The 18733-nt window shown below is 54.2% G+C and carries 30 protein-coding genes; 24 read left to right on the forward strand and 6 right to left on the reverse strand.

Annotated elements, in window-relative coordinates:
- Window positions 1-31: 31 nt before the first annotated feature.
- The 3 genes from ACRCWW_RS14335 to ACRCWW_RS14345 all read right to left on the reverse strand — a co-directional run bounded on the left by ACRCWW_RS14335 (window position 32) and on the right by ACRCWW_RS14345 (window position 968).
- Entirely contained in the window at window positions 32-304 is a 273-nt protein-coding gene (locus ACRCWW_RS14335) for a hypothetical protein (protein ID WP_438683009.1), read from the reverse strand.
- 23 nt (window positions 305-327) lie between these two features.
- Complete coding sequence (locus ACRCWW_RS14340) at window positions 328-627, reverse strand: CII family transcriptional regulator (protein ID WP_438683010.1); 300 nt, start codon at window positions 625-627, stop codon at window positions 328-330.
- Between the two features lie 122 nt (window positions 628-749).
- Window positions 750-968: a helix-turn-helix transcriptional regulator gene (locus ACRCWW_RS14345; RefSeq protein WP_438683011.1), complete on the reverse strand. Its 219-nt coding sequence runs from the start codon at window positions 966-968 to the stop codon at window positions 750-752.
- 108 nt (window positions 969-1076) lie between these two features.
- Between ACRCWW_RS14345 and ACRCWW_RS14350 the strand changes: the two genes are divergently transcribed.
- On the forward strand, window positions 1077-1727 hold the full coding sequence (locus ACRCWW_RS14350; protein WP_438683081.1) for a LexA family protein: 651 nt from the start codon (window positions 1077-1079) through the stop codon (window positions 1725-1727).
- A 121-nt stretch (window positions 1728-1848) separates the two neighbouring features.
- On the forward strand, window positions 1849-2256 hold the full coding sequence (locus tag ACRCWW_RS14355; protein WP_438683012.1) for a hypothetical protein: 408 nt from the start codon (window positions 1849-1851) through the stop codon (window positions 2254-2256).
- 21 nt (window positions 2257-2277) lie between these two features.
- On the opposite strand, the gene ACRCWW_RS14360 is transcribed toward ACRCWW_RS14355, so the two are convergent.
- The gene (locus tag ACRCWW_RS14360; RefSeq protein WP_438683013.1) at window positions 2278-2490 is read right to left on the reverse strand and encodes a hypothetical protein; all 213 of its coding nucleotides are present in this window, start codon (window positions 2488-2490) and stop codon (window positions 2278-2280) included.
- Between the two features lie 337 nt (window positions 2491-2827).
- Between ACRCWW_RS14360 and ACRCWW_RS14365 the strand changes: the two genes are divergently transcribed.
- Window positions 2828-3181, forward strand: coding sequence for an antitermination protein N (locus tag ACRCWW_RS14365; protein WP_438683014.1), 354 nt, complete (start codon window positions 2828-2830; stop codon window positions 3179-3181).
- Between the two features lie 46 nt (window positions 3182-3227).
- Window positions 3228-3458, forward strand: coding sequence for a hypothetical protein (locus ACRCWW_RS14370; protein ID WP_438683015.1), 231 nt, complete (start codon window positions 3228-3230; stop codon window positions 3456-3458).
- On the opposite strand, the gene ACRCWW_RS14375 is transcribed toward ACRCWW_RS14370, so the two are convergent.
- Window positions 3427-3615 (reverse strand): hypothetical protein, encoded by a 189-nt coding sequence (locus ACRCWW_RS14375; RefSeq protein WP_438683016.1) that lies wholly within the window; start codon window positions 3613-3615, stop codon window positions 3427-3429. The two genes, ACRCWW_RS14370 and ACRCWW_RS14375, sit on opposite strands and share 32 nt — an antisense overlap.
- Window positions 3616-3873: 258 nt before the next feature.
- Here ACRCWW_RS14375 and ACRCWW_RS14380 point away from each other — a divergent pair, with 258 nt between their 5' ends.
- The 11 genes from ACRCWW_RS14380 to ACRCWW_RS14430 all read left to right on the forward strand — a co-directional run bounded on the left by ACRCWW_RS14380 (window position 3874) and on the right by ACRCWW_RS14430 (window position 9764).
- A complete protein-coding gene (locus ACRCWW_RS14380) occupies window positions 3874-4146 on the forward strand; it encodes a hypothetical protein (protein ID WP_438683017.1) in 273 nt (90 codons plus the stop codon).
- On the forward strand, window positions 4143-4295 hold the full coding sequence (locus ACRCWW_RS14385) for a host cell division inhibitory peptide Kil (protein ID WP_438683018.1): 153 nt from the start codon (window positions 4143-4145) through the stop codon (window positions 4293-4295). The genes ACRCWW_RS14380 and ACRCWW_RS14385 overlap by 4 nt, the downstream gene beginning before the upstream one ends.
- Window positions 4296-4368: 73 nt before the next feature.
- A complete protein-coding gene (locus ACRCWW_RS14390) occupies window positions 4369-5457 on the forward strand; it encodes a hypothetical protein (RefSeq protein ID WP_438683019.1) in 1089 nt (362 codons plus the stop codon).
- A gap of 8 nt (window positions 5458-5465) precedes the next feature.
- Entirely contained in the window at window positions 5466-5648 is a 183-nt protein-coding gene (locus ACRCWW_RS14395; RefSeq protein ID WP_438683020.1) for a hypothetical protein, read from the forward strand.
- Window positions 5649-5655: 7 nt separating this feature from the next.
- Window positions 5656-6282 (forward strand): ERF family protein, encoded by a 627-nt coding sequence (locus ACRCWW_RS14400; RefSeq protein ID WP_438683021.1) that lies wholly within the window; start codon window positions 5656-5658, stop codon window positions 6280-6282.
- Window positions 6283-6323: 41 nt separating this feature from the next.
- Window positions 6324-6605: a hypothetical protein gene (locus ACRCWW_RS14405; RefSeq protein ID WP_438683022.1), complete on the forward strand. Its 282-nt coding sequence runs from the start codon at window positions 6324-6326 to the stop codon at window positions 6603-6605.
- On the forward strand, window positions 6602-7066 hold the full coding sequence (locus ACRCWW_RS14410; protein ID WP_438683023.1) for a hypothetical protein: 465 nt from the start codon (window positions 6602-6604) through the stop codon (window positions 7064-7066). The genes ACRCWW_RS14405 and ACRCWW_RS14410 overlap by 4 nt, the downstream gene beginning before the upstream one ends.
- On the forward strand, window positions 7063-7614 hold the full coding sequence (locus ACRCWW_RS14415) for a phage N-6-adenine-methyltransferase (protein WP_438683024.1): 552 nt from the start codon (window positions 7063-7065) through the stop codon (window positions 7612-7614). The genes ACRCWW_RS14410 and ACRCWW_RS14415 overlap by 4 nt, the downstream gene beginning before the upstream one ends.
- Window positions 7611-8069, forward strand: a complete 459-nt coding sequence (locus ACRCWW_RS14420; RefSeq protein ID WP_438683025.1) for a hypothetical protein — start codon at window positions 7611-7613, stop codon at window positions 8067-8069. Before ACRCWW_RS14415 ends, ACRCWW_RS14420 begins: the two co-directional genes overlap by 4 nt.
- A 105-nt stretch (window positions 8070-8174) precedes the next feature.
- The gene (locus tag ACRCWW_RS14425; protein WP_438683026.1) at window positions 8175-8420 is read left to right on the forward strand and encodes an excisionase family protein; all 246 of its coding nucleotides are present in this window, start codon (window positions 8175-8177) and stop codon (window positions 8418-8420) included.
- Window positions 8421-8465: 45 nt separating this feature from the next.
- Window positions 8466-9764, forward strand: a complete 1299-nt coding sequence (locus tag ACRCWW_RS14430) for a tyrosine-type recombinase/integrase (protein WP_438683027.1) — start codon at window positions 8466-8468, stop codon at window positions 9762-9764.
- Window positions 9765-9787: 23 nt separating this feature from the next.
- Here the strand turns inward: ACRCWW_RS14430 and fliE are convergent, their stop codons facing one another.
- Window positions 9788-10099: a flagellar hook-basal body complex protein FliE gene (gene fliE, locus ACRCWW_RS14435; RefSeq protein ID WP_438683028.1), complete on the reverse strand. Its 312-nt coding sequence runs from the start codon at window positions 10097-10099 to the stop codon at window positions 9788-9790.
- Between the two features lie 214 nt (window positions 10100-10313).
- On the opposite strand from fliE, the gene fliF reads away from it, so the two are divergent.
- The 9 genes from fliF to fliN all read left to right on the forward strand — a co-directional run bounded on the left by fliF (window position 10314) and on the right by fliN (window position 18732).
- On the forward strand, window positions 10314-11990 hold the full coding sequence (gene fliF / locus ACRCWW_RS14440; RefSeq protein WP_438683029.1) for a flagellar basal-body MS-ring/collar protein FliF: 1677 nt from the start codon (window positions 10314-10316) through the stop codon (window positions 11988-11990).
- Complete coding sequence (gene fliG, locus ACRCWW_RS14445) at window positions 11983-12984, forward strand: flagellar motor switch protein FliG (protein ID WP_330984423.1); 1002 nt, start codon at window positions 11983-11985, stop codon at window positions 12982-12984. The genes fliF and fliG overlap by 8 nt, the downstream gene beginning before the upstream one ends.
- Window positions 12977-13678: a flagellar assembly protein FliH gene (gene fliH / locus ACRCWW_RS14450; protein WP_438683030.1), complete on the forward strand. Its 702-nt coding sequence runs from the start codon at window positions 12977-12979 to the stop codon at window positions 13676-13678. Before fliG ends, fliH begins: the two co-directional genes overlap by 8 nt.
- Window positions 13678-15048 carry a flagellar protein export ATPase FliI gene (gene fliI / locus ACRCWW_RS14455; protein WP_438683031.1) on the forward strand — a complete coding sequence of 457 codons (1371 nt, stop codon included), beginning with the start codon at window positions 13678-13680 and terminating at the stop codon, window positions 15046-15048. Before fliH ends, fliI begins: the two co-directional genes overlap by 1 nt.
- Window positions 15049-15066: 18 nt before the next feature.
- Window positions 15067-15510, forward strand: a complete 444-nt coding sequence (gene fliJ / locus ACRCWW_RS14460; RefSeq protein WP_438683032.1) for a flagellar export protein FliJ — start codon at window positions 15067-15069, stop codon at window positions 15508-15510.
- Complete coding sequence (fliK, locus tag ACRCWW_RS14465; protein ID WP_438683033.1) at window positions 15507-16742, forward strand: flagellar hook length control protein FliK; 1236 nt, start codon at window positions 15507-15509, stop codon at window positions 16740-16742. Before fliJ ends, fliK begins: the two co-directional genes overlap by 4 nt.
- A gap of 103 nt (window positions 16743-16845) precedes the next feature.
- On the forward strand, window positions 16846-17313 hold the full coding sequence (fliL, locus tag ACRCWW_RS14470) for a flagellar basal body-associated protein FliL (protein ID WP_330984428.1): 468 nt from the start codon (window positions 16846-16848) through the stop codon (window positions 17311-17313).
- 4 nt (window positions 17314-17317) lie between these two features.
- Entirely contained in the window at window positions 17318-18322 is a 1005-nt protein-coding gene (fliM, locus tag ACRCWW_RS14475) for a flagellar motor switch protein FliM (protein WP_330984429.1), read from the forward strand.
- Complete coding sequence (gene fliN / locus ACRCWW_RS14480; RefSeq protein WP_330984430.1) at window positions 18319-18732, forward strand: flagellar motor switch protein FliN; 414 nt, start codon at window positions 18319-18321, stop codon at window positions 18730-18732. The genes fliM and fliN overlap by 4 nt, the downstream gene beginning before the upstream one ends.
- Window position 18733: the final 1 nt, after the last annotated feature.

Genomic DNA, 18733 nt, shown 5'->3' on the forward strand with positions numbered 1-18733 from the left:
AAATCGTAGACTGTTGCTGTACTGTTCATCGCTACCTGCCCTGACGAAAAATGGCTAAAACAGAATTGAATTGATCCACCGACAAATCCTCTTTCAGCAGCCTTTCCAGAAAGGAATTCGGGATAAAAGTAAACCCCTCTTCTTTCGGCAGCGATGGCAATAAAGCCCGAGCCTCCGCTTTAAGAAGTTCTGTTCTGGCTACTGAAGCGAACCGGATGCAGGTTCGTTCGTCTATGGAATTCAGGAAGCGTGAACGCTTGACATCTTTGTGTGTTTCAGGTGGTACAAAACCTTTGTTTCGCATATAATTCACCTAGTTGAATGCAGTTAAAAATCCATCCGGATTTGGTCTGATCGCTCGGTTGCCGCCGGGCGATTTTTCTTTGTGAGAACTGCGGCTACTTCCTTCGCAAGACGCGCCATGTCATCGTCGACAACGCCCCACTCCAGAACAGCCAGAAGCATTGCTATCTTCGGCAGCCAGCTTTCCTTCCAGCGCGTGACCTGCGATTTATCAACGCCTAACTCTTTTGCTACGTTTGAGCCGCCAATGATTGCGATCCTGTTCAGGAGCCATGATTCGATTCGTCGTGCCTCCTGCTTATTGCGGGCTGTTGTACTAGCCATATGAGATATTCCTTTATGAAAATTAAATATTTAGATGGACCTTGCGCAATAAGGCGCAAAGCCTGATTTGACTTTTTTAGTTGGGGTGCGCTTTTCAGCGCTCGATTGGAATGTGGTAGTGCTTATGCGGCTTGGTTGCCAGATGGCGGGAAAACATCATCAAAGGTACATTGGCACCCAAGTTTTTCTAACCCGGCAACAATCAAACGACAATCAGCCAGGCTCGGTGTTCTGTAGTTCAGCTCATAGTTGGCAATCCGTGACTGCCCCCATCCAATAACTGAAGCAAATGCAGCTTGCGATACACCTGCCTTTTTTCGCAGCTGTGCAATGTTGTTCATCGCGATCTCCTTTAGGTCACGTCAAAATGATTATTCACAATATGTGATTAAGTGTCAATTACAAATCGTGTAAATACTGCAATCACATTGCGTGATAATATTAACGGTATGAAAACTATGCATGAAATTATCGGCGAGCGGATTAAGTCCCTGCGAGAAGAAAAGGGCTATAGCCAGGCTCAGTTAGCAAAGCTTTGTGGCTGGGCGGCACCGTCACGCCTTGGAAACTATGAGCTTGGGACCAGGAAGGTAAGCGCAGATGATGCGGTGATACTTGGTGAGGTTCTTGGCGTTTCGCCGTCGCTGATTCTATTTGGTGACGAAGTCGGCCCTGTCTACAAAAAGTACGAATATCCACTCTTCTCCCATGTTCAGGCTGGCATGTTTTCAACAGAGTTCGGCACATTTACTGACCGTGATGATGCTGACGTTTGGGTGAGTACAACCAAGAAGTCCAGCTATCAATCCTTTTGGCTTGAGGTTGATGGCAACTCAATGACAGCACCGGCGGGTTCCAAGCCTAGCTTCCCGGAAGGGATGTTGATTTTGGTTGACCCAGATCAGCCGGTTGATCCAGGTGATTTCTGCATTGCGCGTCTGGGTGGTGATGAGTTCACGTTCAAGAAGCTGATACGTGATGGCGGCATGAGCTATTTACAGCCGCTGAACCCCCAGTTTGGTCTGATACCGTGCAATGAGCATTGCCGGATTGTAGGTAAGGTTGTCGCCTCACAGTGGCCTGACGAGACGTTTGGGTGATGAGCACGGTGCTAAATCCGCCTCAAAAACCAAAGTTGGATGACTATCACGGCAAGATTGGTAAAGGACAAGCCGAGAGCAACCCAAGTTAAAACACTTACGCTCTCCATTCGGAAACCTCATGACGATTGACAGATTTCTTGCAATTATAGCAACAACGGTATCATTTATTGCAATTCCAGCAAGTGGATTCATAAGCTACAGATACGCAATTTTAGGGGAGCGCCGTAAGGAATTTAACGCCGTCGCTGATAATGTTCGCCATAAGTTACGTGAGCACCAAAGGCATATGGAGCAAAATATTTACCCATCTGGTGCGTATATAGAGTTATCACAGAAGGATTTTGACACCCTGGCAGATGTAGCATATGAAAGGGACCGAAAAACGATCCGCGCGTTGTGCGATAAATATCAAAAAGCCCTCCACTCCAGCGTAACCGTTGATGAGCATGGAGACTATGACATTTTAGGGTTTGATGAGGCCCAGGGATTACTCGCAGAACTAATGCCCCTCATAGAAAGAAAATAACCCGGCCACCGCGCCGGGTTTTTACTGCCCTTTCCTCACCATCTCAGCAGCGTCGCGCAACAAGCCTTTGTGAATGGTGTTGCCCACAGCCTTGCGCTTGCCTTCCAGAAAACCAACGATGTTATCCCGGTTAATCTCGATGCCATTGTAGATTAGCTCAAGTACCACCCCGCCAACTTCGCCAGCGATGAAAGCCACGCGATCTTCCTTCAGTTCGTCGATTTCTTCTTTCATATCCGCGTCCTCATTGATTTTTTTTATGAGCATATCACGGAAGCAATAAAAATAAATAACCACGAAAAACATACACATAATGTGTGATAGATAAATTATACACATTTTGTGATTGACCAATGAATCACAATACGTGAATATTAACTTCATCAACAGGACGCAACATTCACCAGGACGGTGATTCAATCGAGCACTGAAAAGTGCAACAAACCAAACGAGGTGGGTTTGGGGTATAGGCAGAAGCCAACCTCTTCGGCAGAGGCGCTTGGCAATGAGTAAGCGATCAGGGTTAGCCGCCTGACTGTCTGTACCACCAAAACCATTTCAGGAGGTCACCATGATTAAGCAGCAGAACATCAAAAGCAATGCGCGTTCTCGTCGTGATGCTCGTCGCAAAGAGAAACAGGTAGCGTTTGCAGCGGCTAACCCAATGATGGTCGGTCGTCACTATGACGTTGACATGACTCCGGTAGAGATTGACCAACGAGCCGGATATGAACCATCCCCTATAAAGTTCATCGCTCAGGATGCTGCCTGGCAGCGTCAGGAGTACAAACGCCAGATTGAACGCGCATCAGTACTGTATACGCATGAGTTCGGACGTAAACAGGTAGAAATCGGCGGGTGTCTGTCACAGGTTGCAATCTACGCCGCTGGGCATCGCGGGAGTAAATCGATTACGGCGCGTTAAGCAGCTCTTTGCGAAGGGCTGACGGTAAACAAACAGAGAGGTGAGTATGGAAGATAAGTATTGCCTTGGAGGGGTTGATCTCGAATTAAGCGTGTATCGAGACATTCTTGAGATAGTAGCACCGGCAGTAATCCGCGTTGTGGAGTCATCCATTGCTGGCGGGGATGGCGATGAGCAAGTTAAGCAGAAAGCAAAGCTTGCTTGCACCGCCGTTGTTCAGGCTTTATCTGGTGTTGCTGTAGATATTAAAACGAAAGGAACCCCACCGATTTCTTAGGGCTTCCGATTTTTTCCATAAATTCTTCGTCCTGAAGAAGTTCTTCAAATTCTTTTTCATAGCGAACAAGGTTCTGAAGATAGGACTTTGGTGAGTATTTCTGTTCTTTGGTCGCCATGTATGCGATGGCCAGTTCTTTAGCGGTGTACTCGCTCATTAATCATTCCTTAATTGTCTGTGGAATAACCAATTTAGCAATTTCCTTTGTCTGTGGAAAGCAGGGAAACCACGCGCCGGGCGTGGATAAATATCCCGGCAAAGCCAAGTCGCCAAGTGCGGCTTTTTTATTAGATACCCAAGGCGCTTTACGAGGCGCTTTCGTTATCTAACGGCGGCTATCCACCGCTATATCGGCAATTGCGCCGGATGCATTTATCAACTGTTCAGTTTGCCGCGTTAAGGCTAAGAGAGAAACATGAAGATTGATTTTGATGTGAGTGCTGCTGGCGTTGATGTTTCAACCAGCGGTTATCGAGACCACCTCAATTTAGAGGTTCGCGGAGTTGAGATATCAGACCTCCTTTCGAGTATTGATGAAACCGTTCTCTTCGATGGAATAGACCTCGAAGATTATATCGATTGGGCCGACGGTAAAGGGAAAGCGCCCGATGTTTTAGGCCGGCTTGATGCTGATGAAGTTATCGCATGGCTGCGCAGCAACGGTCACCTTGAGGAGCAAGAATCATGACAATTAATCACCCTCTTCTTCGTAAAGCTCAAGAGAAAGCCCGTACAGCTCGTCAGAACCGCGACGGTGCCAAGTGGATGGAAGCCAACGAAGAGATGAAGAAAGCCGCTGGCATGCCGTGGTATCGCTCGCAGCGTAACGCGCACTAACCCCCTTCCACTTTCAACGACCAGGCAGACAACAAGTTGCCGGGATTCGTGCACTAAAAATTCAGGAGAAACCATGAGCGAAGTAACGGATTTAACCGTCATTGAGATTAAGCCGGAACAGGCTCCGGTGCTGTACGCACCAAACGGGCTGGATGCTTATCTTGAGCAGATCCGGCAGCAGGTCAACGAAGTTCCCGACCTGAGCACCAAGAAAGGCCGTGACCGTGTCGCCTCTCTGGCGGCGTCAGTATCCCGCAGCAAGACCGCAATCGAAAAGCCAGGACGTGAATACCTCAAGCGCCTGAAAGAGGCAGTGAAGCCAGCAGAAGCCGAAATTAAGCGCTTCGTTGATGCATGTGACGAGTTGCGCGACGCGACCCGCCGCCCTCTCACCGAATGGGAAGAAGAGCAGGAACGCATCAAGGCTGAAGAAGCCATGAACGCTATGCACGCCGAAGCGCTGGAAATTAACGTCGCATTCGATCGTCATCGCGCCGAAAAGCTCGAAGCAGACCACGAAATGGCCCTGCTGATGAACGACGCTTTCGACCGTGACCGCGAAGAGCAGCGCCGCCTGGCGGAACAGGCTCAGCGTGAGCGTGATGAAAAGATCCAGCGAGAAGCCGCTGAAAAAGCCACTCGTGATGCTGAAGAAAAAGCCAACCGTGAACGCCAGCAGCACCAGGATGCACTTAGTGAGATCAGCGGTATTCAGCAGCAGGTGATCATCGCTCAGTCTGGCCGTTTAGGTGTTCGCCAGGGCGGGACAATCCAGTGCATTAAAGACACGCTGGCTGAAACTGAGGCGTGGCCTATTGATGAGCGCTTTGGCTCATTGATGGTTGCGGCTGAAAATGCCAAGCAGCAAGCAATTGCACAAATTAAGCAATTGCTGAACAACGCAGAAACAATTCAAAAACAGCAGGAAGAAGCTGATCGCATTAAGCGTGAAGCCGAACAGAAAGAGCAGGCTCGCCTGGCTGAAGAGAAACGCATCGCCGATGAGAAAGTCAAACGCGAAGCCGATGTTGAGCATCGTCGTACAGTTAACCGCCGCGTCATTGCCGATCTGATTGTTCAGGGCATCCCTGAAGAATTCGCGCAGAAAGCTATGCTGGCAATCGCTGGCGGGAAAGTGGCTGACGCGCACATCAAATACTGAGGTAAGTCATGCTTCCAGCTCAATTAGCAAGGACACCAAAACAAAGCCATCTGAAACGCAAGAGCCTGCTTGTCGAGGCTCTCTACTGGCGCGATGAAGGCAACAGAAAGATGAAGCGCGTTTGTCTCAGCATGGCGCGGGATGAGCGATTAAACAAAGGCCTTTTCCTCGGCGATGAATTGCCGTTCTGAGGTAATTATGGACACAAAAAAAGTCTATGCGGCGATAAGCGGGGTTGCCTCTCAGCTTGCCGAACAAGGCATTCAAAAAGCCCGCAAGCAAGGCAGCCAGGTTAACTACGCGTTTCGTGGAATTGACGATGTCTATAACGCGCTGGCTCCGGCGCTAGTGAAACACAAACTACTGATCCTTCCTCGCTATACGGAGCGAACCTGCGTAGAACGCCAAAGCAAAAGCGGTGGCGCGTTGTTTTACATCACTGTCCGCGGTGATTTCGATTTCGTTAGCACCGAAGATGGTAGCGTTCACTCGGTGACGACTTACGGAGAGGCAATGGATAGCGGAGACAAGGCCACCAACAAAGCCATGTCTATTGCCTATAAATACGCTGCATTCCAGGCTTTCTGCATTCCTACTGAAGAGACCGCCATTGACCCTGACGCATACTCTCATCAGGTTCAGCCAGCTAACGCTGATCAAATCCTTTCAGAGTTCACTCAGTACGCAGGGAATGAGAATGACGGGAAGAAATTGCAGGCACGTTATAGCGAAGCCTGGACACGACTGAACGGCCATGCCGACCACCAGGCTAAGTGCAAAGACGTCACCGGAATTCGGCTCAAAGAGCTGAAACAGACGGCATAGCCCGCCAATCTCACCACAGGACGGCCCCGCCCGTTACCGCTATGAAACCAGAATCGATCCTCAACATTCTGCGCAAAGATGCGCGGAACAACATCACTGCGTTTCACCGCAGCCAAACGGTGCGAGGCGCACGTGCTCACACCGGGGGTATAACGCTTAACTACCACGAGCCCTATTACGAAGGATGGGCTCCTGCTCTTGCGATGCAGGAGGTTTTTATCGGTGCCGCAGAACTCAGCCAGATTGAGAAATTCCTGACGGTTGAGTCATGGGGTAACGGGAACATCGGCGGCCGCATCTATCGCCTTAAGGAGCAGCAATGAGACGTGAATCGTGGGAGTCATGGGAGGAAGCATTCGTGCGTGAAGTCGGCACAACAATGCCGATCCCCATGATTGCCGAGAAACTGGAACGTTCGCCGCGCGCCATCCAGTGCAAGGCTGGCCGGCTGAATGTGAAGCTTGATGTCGGCTCGCCTGGTCGCCCATGGACAGAAGCAGAAGTTTTCCTCTTTGGACGCTTTACACCGGAGGAAATCGCTACCGCTACCGGCAGAAGCATTTACTCCGTCAGAAGCAAACGCAACTTACTGGCCCGAGCGTCAGGAGGAAAGATTATGTCTGAATGGACAGCAGAAGAGTTAGCCCTGCTCTGGCGCCACAACAACGCCACGGTAGCCGAAATGACCGGGCGCAGCATTGAGGAAATCGCTGAGCGGCGGTTGCAGGCGAATTCAGACCGCAACAACTGGCCTGAGTTTGACCCTGAGCGGGAGGATTCATGACCGATTACACCGGAAGCAAAACTCCAGCCGATCAGCGTGACCTGTGGCGAACGCCGCCAGCCCTCTTCGCAGCATTGAATGCGGAGTTCTGTTTTCAACTGGATGCCGCAGCAGCCGAGCAAAACACGCTGTGCCGCCGGTTCATCACCGAAGAGCAAGACACGCTGAGCACTCCCTGGGTTGGTTATTTGACCTCTCCTGGTTATGCCTGGCTAAACCCGCCTTACAGCGATATCACTCCGTTTGTTAAGAAGGCCGCCGCCGAGAGCGACAATCAGATCGGCACGGTCATGCTGGTACCGGCAGACACTTCGGTTGGCTGGTTCCGTGAGGCTATCGAAACGGCCAGCGAGGTGCGCTTCATTACTGCTGGGCGACTGGCGTTTATCAACCCGGTCACCGGTAAGCCCGTCAGTGGTAACAGCAAAGGTTCCATCCTGATTATTTGGCGTCCCTATCCCAGAACGCACTGCGAATTCACTACGGTTGAGCGCGATGTGCTGATGGAGTTTGGCGCGAAATTATTGGCAAGACGGGAGGCCGCATGAGCGAAGGAATTGATCTGCTTATTTATAACGATGAGTTCCCCGGATTTGCGTACAACAAAGTGACCGGTCAGTTCTTTGGAAGGAAGAGTGGAAAACCGATGCCGGAGAACAACGACATCCTTCACAGTCTCAATCTCCGGCTTTCAGGTATCGGTAAGCCGACTGACTTCCTCACTGTCGAGCCTGATCCGGTTTATGACCGCGTGGTCATGAATCCTCCTTTCGGCCGTCAGGCAGACATCAAGCACGTTTCTCACGCACTCAAATTCCTTAAACCGGACGGTCTGCTGGTATCGGTTATGGCTTCATCTGTGACGTTTCGCAGCAACAAGCTGACAACTGATTTCCGCCAACTCATCGAGGAGCGTGGCGGTCACATAGAAGAACTACCTGAAGGTGCATTCAAATCATCAGGAACGATGGTGAATACCGTCATCGTGGTTATTCCTGGGTGACGTAACTGATAGCCAGTTATGAGCTGGCTATTGGGTGCGAAAGCATCACCTCGTGATCCCTTTTGCCCGGCCCCATGCCGGGCTTCTTTTTGCCTGGAGAAAACTATGAGCGAAATGACCTTAATCGTTCCCAACGACTGGGTGACGGAGAAAAAATTAATTGAGATAACCGGCCTTCGTAAAGGAACCATTGAAGCTGCCCGCAGAAATTCGTGGATGGTAGGCCGGGAATATTTACATGTTGCACCAGATGGAAATCCAAAAGAAAACAGCGAATGCATGTACAACCGCAAGGCCGTCGATCAGTGGGTTGAGAGCCTCAAGAAAAATCAACCGGGTGCGCGCCAATGAAGATCCGTTTATGCTTGACGGGCTCTTGGACGTCAGGAGGGAACAATGGCTAAGTCAGCATACCCAACAGGCGTTGAGAATCATGGCGGATCGTTACGCATATGGTTCATCTATAAAGGCAGCCGGGTACGTGAAAGTCTCGGTGTGCCTGATACACCAAAGAACAGAAAGGTTGCTGGCGAGTTGCGCGCGTCGGTGTGCTTTTCGATAAAGACCGGAAGCTTTAATTATTCAGCTCAGTTTCCCGATTCGCCCAACCTGAAGAAATTCGGCGTTGAACGTCGGGAAATCACAGTCATTGAACTGGCCAGGAAATGGCTTGAGTTGAAGAAGATGGAAATAAGTACCAATGCCCTGGGCAGGTATCAGTCTATCGTCAGAAATATGGTGCCAAGAATTGGAGACAGCAGGCTTGCATCCTCGGTTACACCTGAAGATCTGCTGTTCATAAGGAAAGACCTGTTAACCGGCTACCAAGTCATGAAGAAGGGACACCGCACCCCGGTAAAAGGCAGGACTGTGCCAACAGTGAACAACTACATGGGCATTATGGCCGGTATGTTTCAGTTTGGTGCCGATAGCGGTTATATCAGGACCAACCCTTTCTCAGGCATAACACCTCTGAAGAAAGCGCGTGCGGAACCGGACCCACTCACCCGAGATGAGTTCGTTCGACTGATTGAGGCATGTCGTCATCAGCAACTGAAGAACATGTGGTCGCTGGCAGTCTATACCGGTGTTCGCCACGGTGAACTTGTATCACTGGCATGGGAGGATATCGATCTCAAAGCTGGAACGATGACGATCCGACGTAACCATACTCTGACGAAGGAGTTTACTCTCCCAAAAACAGATGCAGGAACGGACAGGGTTGTTCACCTGATCCAGCCAGCGCTTGACGTACTCAGAAATCAGGCCGAACTGACGAGGCTTGGGAAGCAGTATCAAATTGAAGTAAAGCTCAGGGAGTATGGCAGGACAGAAATTCATCCGTGCACTTTCGTGTTCAACCCACAGATCGGAACGCATAACAGCCTGGCAGGGCATCATTACGCGGTTGGATCTATTAACCAGAGTTGGGAGGCAGCAATGCGGCGCGCCGGGATTCGCTACCGCAAAGCATATCAGTCCAGGCATACATACGCATGCTGGTCTTTAACTGCCGGAGCTAACCCAAACTTCATAGCCAAGCAAATGGGCCACTCTGATGCTCAGATGGTTTATCGGGTCTACGGATCGTGGATGGCTGAAAACAATCAGGACCAGATACTCATTCTGAACCAAAAATTAAGTGAGTTTGCCCCATCCATGCCCCACGCAATGGGATCGGATGTTAATAAATAATAATATTCAGTAGGTTATGTAACCTACACCTGCATGCTCATCATTTCCTGATAAGCCGCTACCAGCTTATTGCGCACCTGAATGCCCATCTGCAACGAGACGGACGATTTTTGCAGGTCGGTCATCACATCGTTTAATGCCACGCCCGGTTCCCCTATCGCAAACTTCTCGGCCTGGGCTTTGGCGCTGTTTTGCGTTTCGCTGATGCGGTCGAGCGCAGAGCTTAACTGCCCGGCAAAGCTGATGGACGGCTGTTCTTCAACTGCCTGATTGCGGGCGACGCTGGCGGCTGCCTGCATCTGCGTCAGTACCCCTTCGATACCTGTGATGGCCATGTTTATCCCCTGGTCGATGTCATGGAGGATGAGATTAGCAGCTTGTCAATAAGATAAAGGCGCTAATTAGCGTGAAAAAACCCGACTATTTGACCCATAGAAAATCGCGGAACGTCAAATAATGGCATGGCTATCACTTTGCCTTTGCCGACCGGGAGTCAGCCTTGTTTTTGTCCACGTTTAACACCAGCGATCCGTATTTGCGAGGTGCGCAATGAGCGCGACAGCCACGACCACAGCCCAAACAAAGATGCCTGAGTGGGTCGCTCGCCTGCGCGCTAACCCGAAAATCCCCCTTATGGTGGCAAGTGCCGCGGCGGTGGCTATCATCGTCGCCCTGGTGCTGTGGGCAAAGCAGCCGGACTACCGCACGCTGTTCAGTAATCTGACCGATCAGGACGGCGGCGCCATCGTCACCCAACTTCAGCAGATGAATGTGCCTTATCGCTTTGCCGATAGCGGCGGCGCGATTGAAGTGCCTGCCGATAAAGTGCATGAGCTGCGTCTGCGTCTGGCTCAGGCCGGGTTGCCAAAAGGCGGTGCGGTTGGGTTTGAGCTGCTGGATCAGGAAAAATTTGGTATCAGCCAGTTCAGCGAGCAGGTGAACTATCAGCGCGCGCTGGAAGGTGAACTCGCCCGAACCATCGAAACGCTCGGCCCGGTAAAAAGTGCACGTGTTCACCTTGCGATGCCGAAACCGTCGCTGTTCGTGCGTGAACAGAAACAGCCTTCTGCCTCCGTGACCCTGAACCTTGAGCCCGGTCGTGCGCTGGATGAAGGCCAGATCGCGGCAGTGGTGCATTTAGTGTCGAGTGCCGTCGCGGGGCTTCCGCCGGGCAACGTGACGCTGGTCGATCAGGGCGGCCATCTGCTGACCCAGTCGAATACCGGCGATCGCGACCTGAACGACACCCAGCTCAAATACTCTGCCGATGTGGAAAGCCGCATCCAGCGTCGTATTGAATCCATCCTGTCGCCGATTGTCGGCAACGGCAACGTTCACGCGCAGGTCACCGCGCAGATCAACTTCGACAATAAAGAACAAACTCAGGAGCAGTACAGCCCGAATGGCGATGCCAGCCAGGCCGTGATGCGCTCCCGTCAGGTGAATGAGAGCGAACAGGTTGGCAGCCCTTATCCGGGCGGCGTACCAGGCGCGTTGTCCAACTCCCCTGCCCCTGCGCCAAATGCGCCAATCTCGACGCCGCCTGCAAACCAGAATGCGGCCCAGGGCCAGCAGCGGACCACCAGCAGCAACAACCAGAGTGGCCCGCGCAACTCCTCGCGTAACGAAACCACCAACTACGAAGTCGACCGCACCATCCTGCACACCAAAATGAACGTCGGTGACGTGCAGCGCCTGTCCGTTGCGGTGGTGGTGAATTACAAAAATCTGCCGGACGGCAAGCCGCTGCCGCTGACCACCGATCAGATGAAACAGATTGAAGACCTGACTCGCGAAGCGATGGGCTACTCCACCACCCGTGGCGACACCCTCAACGTGGTCAACTCGCCGTTTACCGCCGGGGATGAAACCGGAGGCGAACTGCCGTTCTGGCAACAGCAGTCGTTTATCGATCAGCTGATGTCTGCCGGTCGCTGGCTGCTGATTGCGCTCGTGGCCTGGATCCTGTGGCGTAAAGCCGTTCGTCCGCAGTTCACCCGCCGTCAGGAAGTGCTGAAGGCCGCGCAGGAAGAAGCGCGCATTGAACGTGAAATGGCGCAGGCGGTGGAAGTTCACCTCAGCAAAGATGAGCAACAGCAGAGTCGCCGTGCCAACCAGCGCCTGAGCGCCGAGGTGATGAGCCAGCGTATTCGTGAAATGTCAGACAACGATCCGCGCGTCGTCGCGCTGGTCATTCGCCAGTGGATGAGCAACGACCATGAGTAATACAGCCCTTTCCGGTACCGATAAAAGCGTCATCCTGCTGATGACCATTGGCGAAGATCGCGCGGCGGAGGTGTTCAAACACCTCAACACCCGCGAAGTGCAAACCCTGAGTGCGGCGATGGCGAGCGTGCGTCAGATTTCGAACAAACAGCTGACGGAAGTGCTGGCGGAGTTTGAGCATGAGGCTGAGCAGTACGCGGCGCTGAACGTCAACGCCAACGAATATCTGCGTTCCGTGCTGGTGAAAGCGCTGGGCGAAGAACGCGCCGCCAGCCTGCTGGAAGACATTCTCGAAACCCGCGAAACCACCAGCGGCATCGAAACGCTCAACTTTATGGAGCCGCAGAGCGCCGCCGACCTTATTCGCGACGAACACCCGCAGATCATCGCGACCATTTTGGTTCACCTCAAACGCGGTCAGGCGGCGGACATTCTGGCGCTGTTCGACGAACGTCTGCGTCACGACGTAATGCTGCGTATCGCCACCTTCGGCGGTGTTCAGCCTGCGGCGCTGGCCGAGCTGACCGAAGTGCTCAACAACCTGCTCGACGGCCAGAACCTCAAGCGCAGCAAAATGGGCGGCGTGAGAACCGCAGCCGAAATTATCAACCTGATGAAAACGCAGCAGGAAGAAGCGGTTATTACTGCGGTGCGCGAATTCGACGGCGAGCTGGCGCAGAAAATCATCGACGAGATGTTCCTGTTCGAAAACCTCGTCGAAGTGGACGACCGCAGCATCCAGCGCCTGTTGCAGGAAGTGGATTCCGAATCGCTGCTTATCGCCCTCAAAGGGGCCGAACAGCCGCTGCGCGAGAAGTTCCTGCGCAACATGTCGCAGCGTGCGGCGGATATCCTGCGCGACGACCTCGCCAACCGTGGTCCGGTTCGCCTGTCGCAGGTGGAGAACGAACAGAAAGCCATTCTGCTTATTGTGCGTCGTCTGGCCGAAACCGGCGAGATGGTGATTGGCAGCGGAGACGACACCTATGTCTGATTCCACGCCATGGAAAGTCTGGCAGCCTGACGATCTGGCCCCCCCCATGCCCGAATTCGTGGCCGAGTTCAGCGCAGCAGGCGAACAAGCCGAAGCGGAGCCGGAGATCTCTGAAGAGCAGAAGCTGCAACAGCAGCTGGCGCACATTCAGATGCAGGCCCACGAACAGGGCTATAACGCAGGTCTGAATGAAGGCCGCACCGCCGGGCATGCGCAGGGTTATCAGGAAGGATTAGCGCAGGGTCAGGAACAAGGCCTGACTCAGGCGCAACAGCAGCAAGCGCCGCTACATGCGCGGATGCAGCAGCTGGTGAGCGAGTTTCAGCACACGCTGGATGCGCTCGACAGCGTGATTGCCTCGCGCCTGATGCAGATGGCGCTGGAAGCGGCACGCCAGGTGATTGGTCAGGCACCGATTGTTGATAACTCCGCGCTGATCAAACAGATTCAGGCGTTGCTGCAACAGGAGCCGCTGTTCAGCGGCAAACCACAGCTACGTGTGCATCCGGATGATTTGCAACGTGTGGAAGAGATGGTCGGCGCGACCTTAAGCCTCCACGGCTGGCGGCTGCGCGGTGACCCGACGCTGCATCACGGCGGCTGTAAAATCTCCGCTGAGGAAGGCGATCTCGACGCCAGCGTCGCCACACGCTGGCAGGAGCTGTGCCGTCTGGCCGCTCCGGGAGTCATCTGATGACCGCCCGTCTGACTCGCTGGCTGACCACGCTCGATAATTTCGAAGCCAAAATGACGCAGCTTCAGTCCGTGCGTCGCTATGGTCGTTTAACTCGCGCCACGGGCCTGGTGCTGGAAGCCACCGGGCTGCAATTGCCGCTCGGCGCAACCTGCGTGATTGAACGTCAGGAAAATGGTGAAGTACGTGAAGTCGAAAGTGAAGTCGTCGGCTTTAACGGCCAACGCCTGTTCCTGATGCCGCTGGAAGAAGTTGAAGGCATTTTGCCGGGCGCTCGCGTGTATGCGCGTAATGCTTCCGGCGACGGTCTGCAAAGCGGGAAACAGTTGCCGTTGGGCCCTGCCCTGCTTGGGCGCGTGCTCGATGGTGCTGGAAAGCCGCTGGACGGCCTGCCCGCCCCGGACACCACCGAAACCGGCGCGCTGATCACTCAGCCGTTTAACCCGTTGCAGCGAACGCCAATTGAACACGTGCTCGACACCGGCGTTCGCCCGATTAACGCCCTGCTCACCGTCGGACGCGGCCAGCGTATGGGCCTGTTCGCGGGCTCCGGCGTTGGCAAAAGCGTGCTGCTCGGCATGATGGCGCGTTACACCCAGGCCGATGTGATTGTGGTCGGGCTGATTGGCGAGCGTGGCCGTGAAGTAAAAGACTTTATCGAAAACATTCTGGGTGCTGAAGGCCGTGCGCGTTCCGTCGTGATCGCCGCTCCGGCTGACGTTTCACCTCTGCTGCGTATGCAGGGTGCCGCGTATGCCACGCGCATCGCCGAAGATTTTCGTGACCGTGGTCAGCACGTGCTGCTAATCATGGATTCCCTGACCCGTTATGCCATGGCCCAGCGTGAGATTGCGCTCGCCATCGGCGAACCGCCAGCGACCAAAGGCTATCCGCCTTCGGTGTTCGCTAAGCTTCCTGCCCTGGTGGAACGCGCCGGGAACGGCATTACCGGCGGCGGATCGGTCACGGCGTTTTATACCGTGCTGACCGAAGGCGACGATCAACAGGATCCCATCGCCGACTCAGCACGAGCCATTCTTGACGGCCACATTGTGCTGTCCCGCCGTCTGGCGGAAGCGGGCCACTATCCGGCCATCGACATCGAAGCCTCCATCAGCCGCGCCATGACTGCTCTCATCACGGAGAAGCACTACGCGCGGGTGAGGAACTTCAAACAGCTGCTTTCCAGTTTTCAGCGTAACCGTGACCTGGTCAGCGTCGGCGCGTATGCCAAAGGCAGCGATCCGATGCTCGACAAGGCCATTACGTTATGGCCGCAGCTGGAGGGCTTTCTGCAACAGGGCATTTTTGAAAAAGCGGGCTGGGAAGACTCTCTTCAGGCACTTGAGATCATCTTCCCCGCCGCCTGATAGCAGGAGAACACCATCATGGCGCAACACGGTGCATTAGCCACGCTCAAAGAGCTGGCTGAAAAAGAAGTCGATAACGCCGCCCTGCAGTTAGGGGAAATGCGGCGCGGCTGTCAGCAGGCCGAAGAGCAGTTGAAGATGCTGATGGATTACCAGCTGGAATACCAGAATAACCTGAACAGCAACATGTCGCAGGGCATGGCCAGCCTGCGCTGGCAGAACTATCAGCAGTTTATTCAGACGCTGGAAAAAGCCATCGATCAGCACCGCCAGCAGCTGTTGCAGTGGAACCGAAAAGTCGAACAGGCGCTCACCGCCTGGCGCGAGAAAAAACAACGTTTGCAGGCATGGCAGACGCTCCAGGACAGACAAGCCGCCGCCACGCTGCTGGCGGAAAACCGTCTCGATCAGAAGAAAATGGATGAGTTTGCCCAGCGCGCTACCTTAAGGAAACCCGAATGATTACTCTGCCGAAACTTGTCGTCAGCGAGACTGACCTCACCGCCGCCTCCGGTCTGGCAGGCAAAACCAGCGATACCGACGGCGGCACGGCGCAGGACTTTTTCGCCCTGCTGGCAGGCGCGATGTCCGGGAAAAACGCCAAAGACGGCAAAACATCGCTGACGCTGGCCGATTTGCAGGAAGCCAGCCAGAAGCTACCGCAGGGTGATGCGAAAACGACGCTCAGCAATCTGTTGGGCCAGCTTCAGGACGACAACGCAACAAAAGCCGATGTGACCACGCTCAGCGATGCACAGTCTGTCCTTAGCGCGTTAACGCCAGAAGTGAAGAACGATGTGCTGAAGCAGCTCGGCAAAGATATCCAGAAAGACGACGACAAACCGAGCCCGAACGATGAAGAGATGGCCGGGTTAAGCGCGCTGATGGCGATGCTGCCGCATGTCGCCAGCCCAACAACGGCAGTGCCTGCTGGCGAAACGGTGTCCGTCACAGGCGCGGATCGTAAAGACGGCCCGGCAACGCTTGCAGGCCTGATGACGACAAATGCAGACACCTCCAGCCCACGCGGAAAAACCAGCGGTAAAGAGTTTGCTCTGCCTCAGGCTGCACATGGTCAGCCCGTTACCGCCACTGACGACGCGACGCTGAATCAGGCCACACCATTGACGATGGCTGCGGCTGCGAAAGCCGATACCGACAGTAATCTTTCTGCCGCCACGCCAACGGTTAACGTTGCGCCAGTTATCAGTAACGCGACCGCCACCGTCAACACGCACCCTGTGGTGACTGTGAATTCCCAGCTTGGCACGCCGGAGTGGCAGCAAAACGTCAGCCAGCACATCACGCTGTTCACCCGTCAGGGCCAGCAAACCGCCGAGCTGAAGCTGCATCCGGAGAATTTGGGCCAGGTGAATATCACCCTGAAGATTGACGACAACCAGGCGCAGATTCAGATGGTGTCCCCGCACAGCCACGTGCGCGCCGCGCTGGAAGCCGCTATTCCCACGCTGCGCACCCAGTTAGCCGATAACGGCATTCAGCTGGCGCAAAGCAACGTCAGCAGCGAAAGCTTTGCCGGGCAGCAACAGCAGCAGTCCGCTTTTGGTCAGTCATCTTCACAACGTTCTGCTGAAGGTGGCGCGTTTAATGCCGATGATGAAGAGACTCTGGCGGTGCCTGCCAGCCTGCAATCACAGGCGCGTGGCAACGGGATCGTCGACATCTTCGCCTAACGCCAGAGGTAGCATGATTATTCCCGTCTTTTCCGCCCTTTGAGCGTGACTTAAGTCGGGATAATCACCCTTAAAGCTGCATCGAACAGGAAATTTGTATCAGATGACTGACACCGCGATCGCGAAAAAAAGCAAACGCTCAATCTGGATCCCGCTGCTGGTGCTGGTGACGCTCGCAGCCTGCGCTACCGCAGGCTATAGTTACTGGCGACTGCAGCAGCAACCCTCCGCGGATGCAAAAAAAGAGGTTCCGCCACCGCCAGCCCCGGTGTTCTGGGCGCTGGATACGTTCACGGTTAACCTTGGCGATGCCGATCGCGTGCTCTATATCGGGATAACGCTGCGTCTGAAGGATGAGGCGACCCGCTCGCGTCTGAATGAGTATCTGCCGGAAGTTCGCAGCCGCCTGCTGCTGCTGTTCTCCCGCCAGGATGCGGCAAAACTGGCGACCGACACCGGGAAACAAGACCTGGTGAATGCCATCAAACAGACACTTGCTCCACCGTTGGTGGCGGGCCAGCCGAAGCAGGAAGTGACTGACGTGCTGTATACAGCTTTCATTCTGCGGTAATCCCATGGGCGACAGTATTCTTTCTCAGGCCGAAATTGATGCGCTGCTGAACGGCGACAGCGAGAAAAGTGACGAACCGCAACCCGGTGCCACTGGCGACAGTGACATTCGTCCCTACGATCCTAATACCCAGCGTCGCGTGGTGCGCGAGCGTCTGCAGGCGCTGGAAATCATCAACGAGCGTTTTGCTCGCCAGTTCCGTATGGGCCTGTTCAACCTGCTGCGTCGTAGCCCGGATATCACCGTGGGCGCGATCCGCATTCAGCCCTACCACGAATTTGCCCGCAACCTGCCGGTGCCGACCAACCTGAACCTGATCCACCTGAAACCGCTGCGCGGGACCGGGCTGTTCGTGTTCTCGCCAAGCCTGGTGTTTATTGCGGTTGATAACCTGTTTGGCGGCGATGGGCGTTTCCCGACCAAAGTCGAAGGCCGCGAATTTACCCATACCGAACAGCGCGTGATTAACCGCATGCTGAAGCTGGCGCTGGAAGGCTACAGCGATGCGTGGAAAGCGATTAACCCGCTGGAAGTGGAATATGTCCGTTCCGAGATGCAGGTGAAATTTACCAATATCACCACCTCACCGAACGACATCGTGGTCAATACCCCGTTCCATGTTGAGATTGGCAACCTGACAGGTGAATTCAACATCTGTCTGCCGTTCAGCATGATTGAACCCCTGCGCGAGTTGTTGGTGAACCCACCTCTGGAGAACTCCCGCAGTGAAGATCAGAACTGGCGCGAAAACCTGGTACGCCAGGTTCAGCACTCAGAACTGGAGCTGGTAGCGAATTTCGCCGACATCTCCCTGCGTCTTTCCCAAATATTAAAACTACAACCCGGTGACGTGCTGCCGATTGATAAACCGGATCGCATTATTGCCCATGTGGACGGCGTCCCGGTATTGACCAGCCAGTACGGCACGGTGAACGGTCAATACGCACTACGCGTTGAGCACCTGATTAACCCGATTTTGAACTCGCTGAATGAGGAACAGCCCAAATGAGTGATATGAATAATCCGTCCGATGAAAACAGCGGTGCAATGGACGATCTGTGGGCTGAAGCGTTGGGCGAACAGAAATCAGCAAGCGGCAAGAGCGCGGCGGATGCGGTATTCCAGCAGTTAGGCGGCGGCGATGTTAGCGGCACGCTGCAGGATATCGACCTGATCATGGATATCCCGGTCAAACTGACCGTGGAACTGGGCCGCACCCGCATGACCATCAAAGAGCTGCTGCGCCTGACGCAAGGCTCCGTGGTGTCGCTGGACGGGCTGGCGGGCGAACCGCTCGATATTCTGATCAACGGCTACCTGATTGCTCAGGGTGAAGTCGTGGTCGTTGCCGACAAGTACGGCGTACGCATCACCGACATCATCACGCCGTCTGAACGTATGCGTCGCCTGAGCCGCTAAG

This window comes from Scandinavium sp., from assembly GCF_051650185.1.
Taxonomy (GTDB): Bacteria; Pseudomonadota; Gammaproteobacteria; order Enterobacterales; family Enterobacteriaceae; genus Scandinavium.

What these genes read in the sequence shown, in the direction of transcription:
- ACRCWW_RS14335 (WP_438683009.1), bottom strand. Translation starts at nt 304, where the DNA reads ATGCGAAACAAAGGTTTTGTACCACCTGAAACACACAAAGATGTCAAG.
- ACRCWW_RS14340 (WP_438683010.1), bottom strand. Translation starts at nt 627, where the DNA reads ATGGCTAGTACAACAGCCCGCAATAAGCAGGAGGCACGACGAATCGAA.
- ACRCWW_RS14345 (WP_438683011.1), bottom strand. Translation starts at nt 968, where the DNA reads ATGAACAACATTGCACAGCTGCGAAAAAAGGCAGGTGTATCGCAAGCT.
- ACRCWW_RS14350 (WP_438683081.1), top strand. Translation starts at nt 1,077, where the DNA reads ATGAAAACTATGCATGAAATTATCGGCGAGCGGATTAAGTCCCTGCGA.
- ACRCWW_RS14355 (WP_438683012.1), top strand. Translation starts at nt 1,849, where the DNA reads ATGACGATTGACAGATTTCTTGCAATTATAGCAACAACGGTATCATTT.
- ACRCWW_RS14360 (WP_438683013.1), bottom strand. Translation starts at nt 2,490, where the DNA reads ATGAAAGAAGAAATCGACGAACTGAAGGAAGATCGCGTGGCTTTCATC.
- ACRCWW_RS14365 (WP_438683014.1), top strand. Translation starts at nt 2,828, where the DNA reads ATGATTAAGCAGCAGAACATCAAAAGCAATGCGCGTTCTCGTCGTGAT.
- ACRCWW_RS14370 (WP_438683015.1), top strand. Translation starts at nt 3,228, where the DNA reads ATGGAAGATAAGTATTGCCTTGGAGGGGTTGATCTCGAATTAAGCGTG.
- ACRCWW_RS14375 (WP_438683016.1), bottom strand. Translation starts at nt 3,615, where the DNA reads ATGAGCGAGTACACCGCTAAAGAACTGGCCATCGCATACATGGCGACC.
- ACRCWW_RS14380 (WP_438683017.1), top strand. Translation starts at nt 3,874, where the DNA reads ATGAAGATTGATTTTGATGTGAGTGCTGCTGGCGTTGATGTTTCAACC.
- ACRCWW_RS14385 (WP_438683018.1), top strand. Translation starts at nt 4,143, where the DNA reads ATGACAATTAATCACCCTCTTCTTCGTAAAGCTCAAGAGAAAGCCCGT.
- ACRCWW_RS14390 (WP_438683019.1), top strand. Translation starts at nt 4,369, where the DNA reads ATGAGCGAAGTAACGGATTTAACCGTCATTGAGATTAAGCCGGAACAG.
- ACRCWW_RS14395 (WP_438683020.1), top strand. Translation starts at nt 5,466, where the DNA reads ATGCTTCCAGCTCAATTAGCAAGGACACCAAAACAAAGCCATCTGAAA.
- ACRCWW_RS14400 (WP_438683021.1), top strand. Translation starts at nt 5,656, where the DNA reads ATGGACACAAAAAAAGTCTATGCGGCGATAAGCGGGGTTGCCTCTCAG.
- ACRCWW_RS14405 (WP_438683022.1), top strand. Translation starts at nt 6,324, where the DNA reads ATGAAACCAGAATCGATCCTCAACATTCTGCGCAAAGATGCGCGGAAC.
- ACRCWW_RS14410 (WP_438683023.1), top strand. Translation starts at nt 6,602, where the DNA reads ATGAGACGTGAATCGTGGGAGTCATGGGAGGAAGCATTCGTGCGTGAA.
- ACRCWW_RS14415 (WP_438683024.1), top strand. Translation starts at nt 7,063, where the DNA reads ATGACCGATTACACCGGAAGCAAAACTCCAGCCGATCAGCGTGACCTG.
- ACRCWW_RS14420 (WP_438683025.1), top strand. Translation starts at nt 7,611, where the DNA reads ATGAGCGAAGGAATTGATCTGCTTATTTATAACGATGAGTTCCCCGGA.
- ACRCWW_RS14425 (WP_438683026.1), top strand. Translation starts at nt 8,175, where the DNA reads ATGAGCGAAATGACCTTAATCGTTCCCAACGACTGGGTGACGGAGAAA.
- ACRCWW_RS14430 (WP_438683027.1), top strand. Translation starts at nt 8,466, where the DNA reads ATGGCTAAGTCAGCATACCCAACAGGCGTTGAGAATCATGGCGGATCG.
- fliE (WP_438683028.1), bottom strand. Translation starts at nt 10,099, where the DNA reads ATGGCCATCACAGGTATCGAAGGGGTACTGACGCAGATGCAGGCAGCC.
- fliF (WP_438683029.1), top strand. Translation starts at nt 10,314, where the DNA reads ATGAGCGCGACAGCCACGACCACAGCCCAAACAAAGATGCCTGAGTGG.
- fliG (WP_330984423.1), top strand. Translation starts at nt 11,983, where the DNA reads ATGAGTAATACAGCCCTTTCCGGTACCGATAAAAGCGTCATCCTGCTG.
- fliH (WP_438683030.1), top strand. Translation starts at nt 12,977, where the DNA reads ATGTCTGATTCCACGCCATGGAAAGTCTGGCAGCCTGACGATCTGGCC.
- fliI (WP_438683031.1), top strand. Translation starts at nt 13,678, where the DNA reads ATGACCGCCCGTCTGACTCGCTGGCTGACCACGCTCGATAATTTCGAA.
- fliJ (WP_438683032.1), top strand. Translation starts at nt 15,067, where the DNA reads ATGGCGCAACACGGTGCATTAGCCACGCTCAAAGAGCTGGCTGAAAAA.
- fliK (WP_438683033.1), top strand. Translation starts at nt 15,507, where the DNA reads ATGATTACTCTGCCGAAACTTGTCGTCAGCGAGACTGACCTCACCGCC.
- fliL (WP_330984428.1), top strand. Translation starts at nt 16,846, where the DNA reads ATGACTGACACCGCGATCGCGAAAAAAAGCAAACGCTCAATCTGGATC.
- fliM (WP_330984429.1), top strand. Translation starts at nt 17,318, where the DNA reads ATGGGCGACAGTATTCTTTCTCAGGCCGAAATTGATGCGCTGCTGAAC.
- fliN (WP_330984430.1), top strand. Translation starts at nt 18,319, where the DNA reads ATGAGTGATATGAATAATCCGTCCGATGAAAACAGCGGTGCAATGGAC.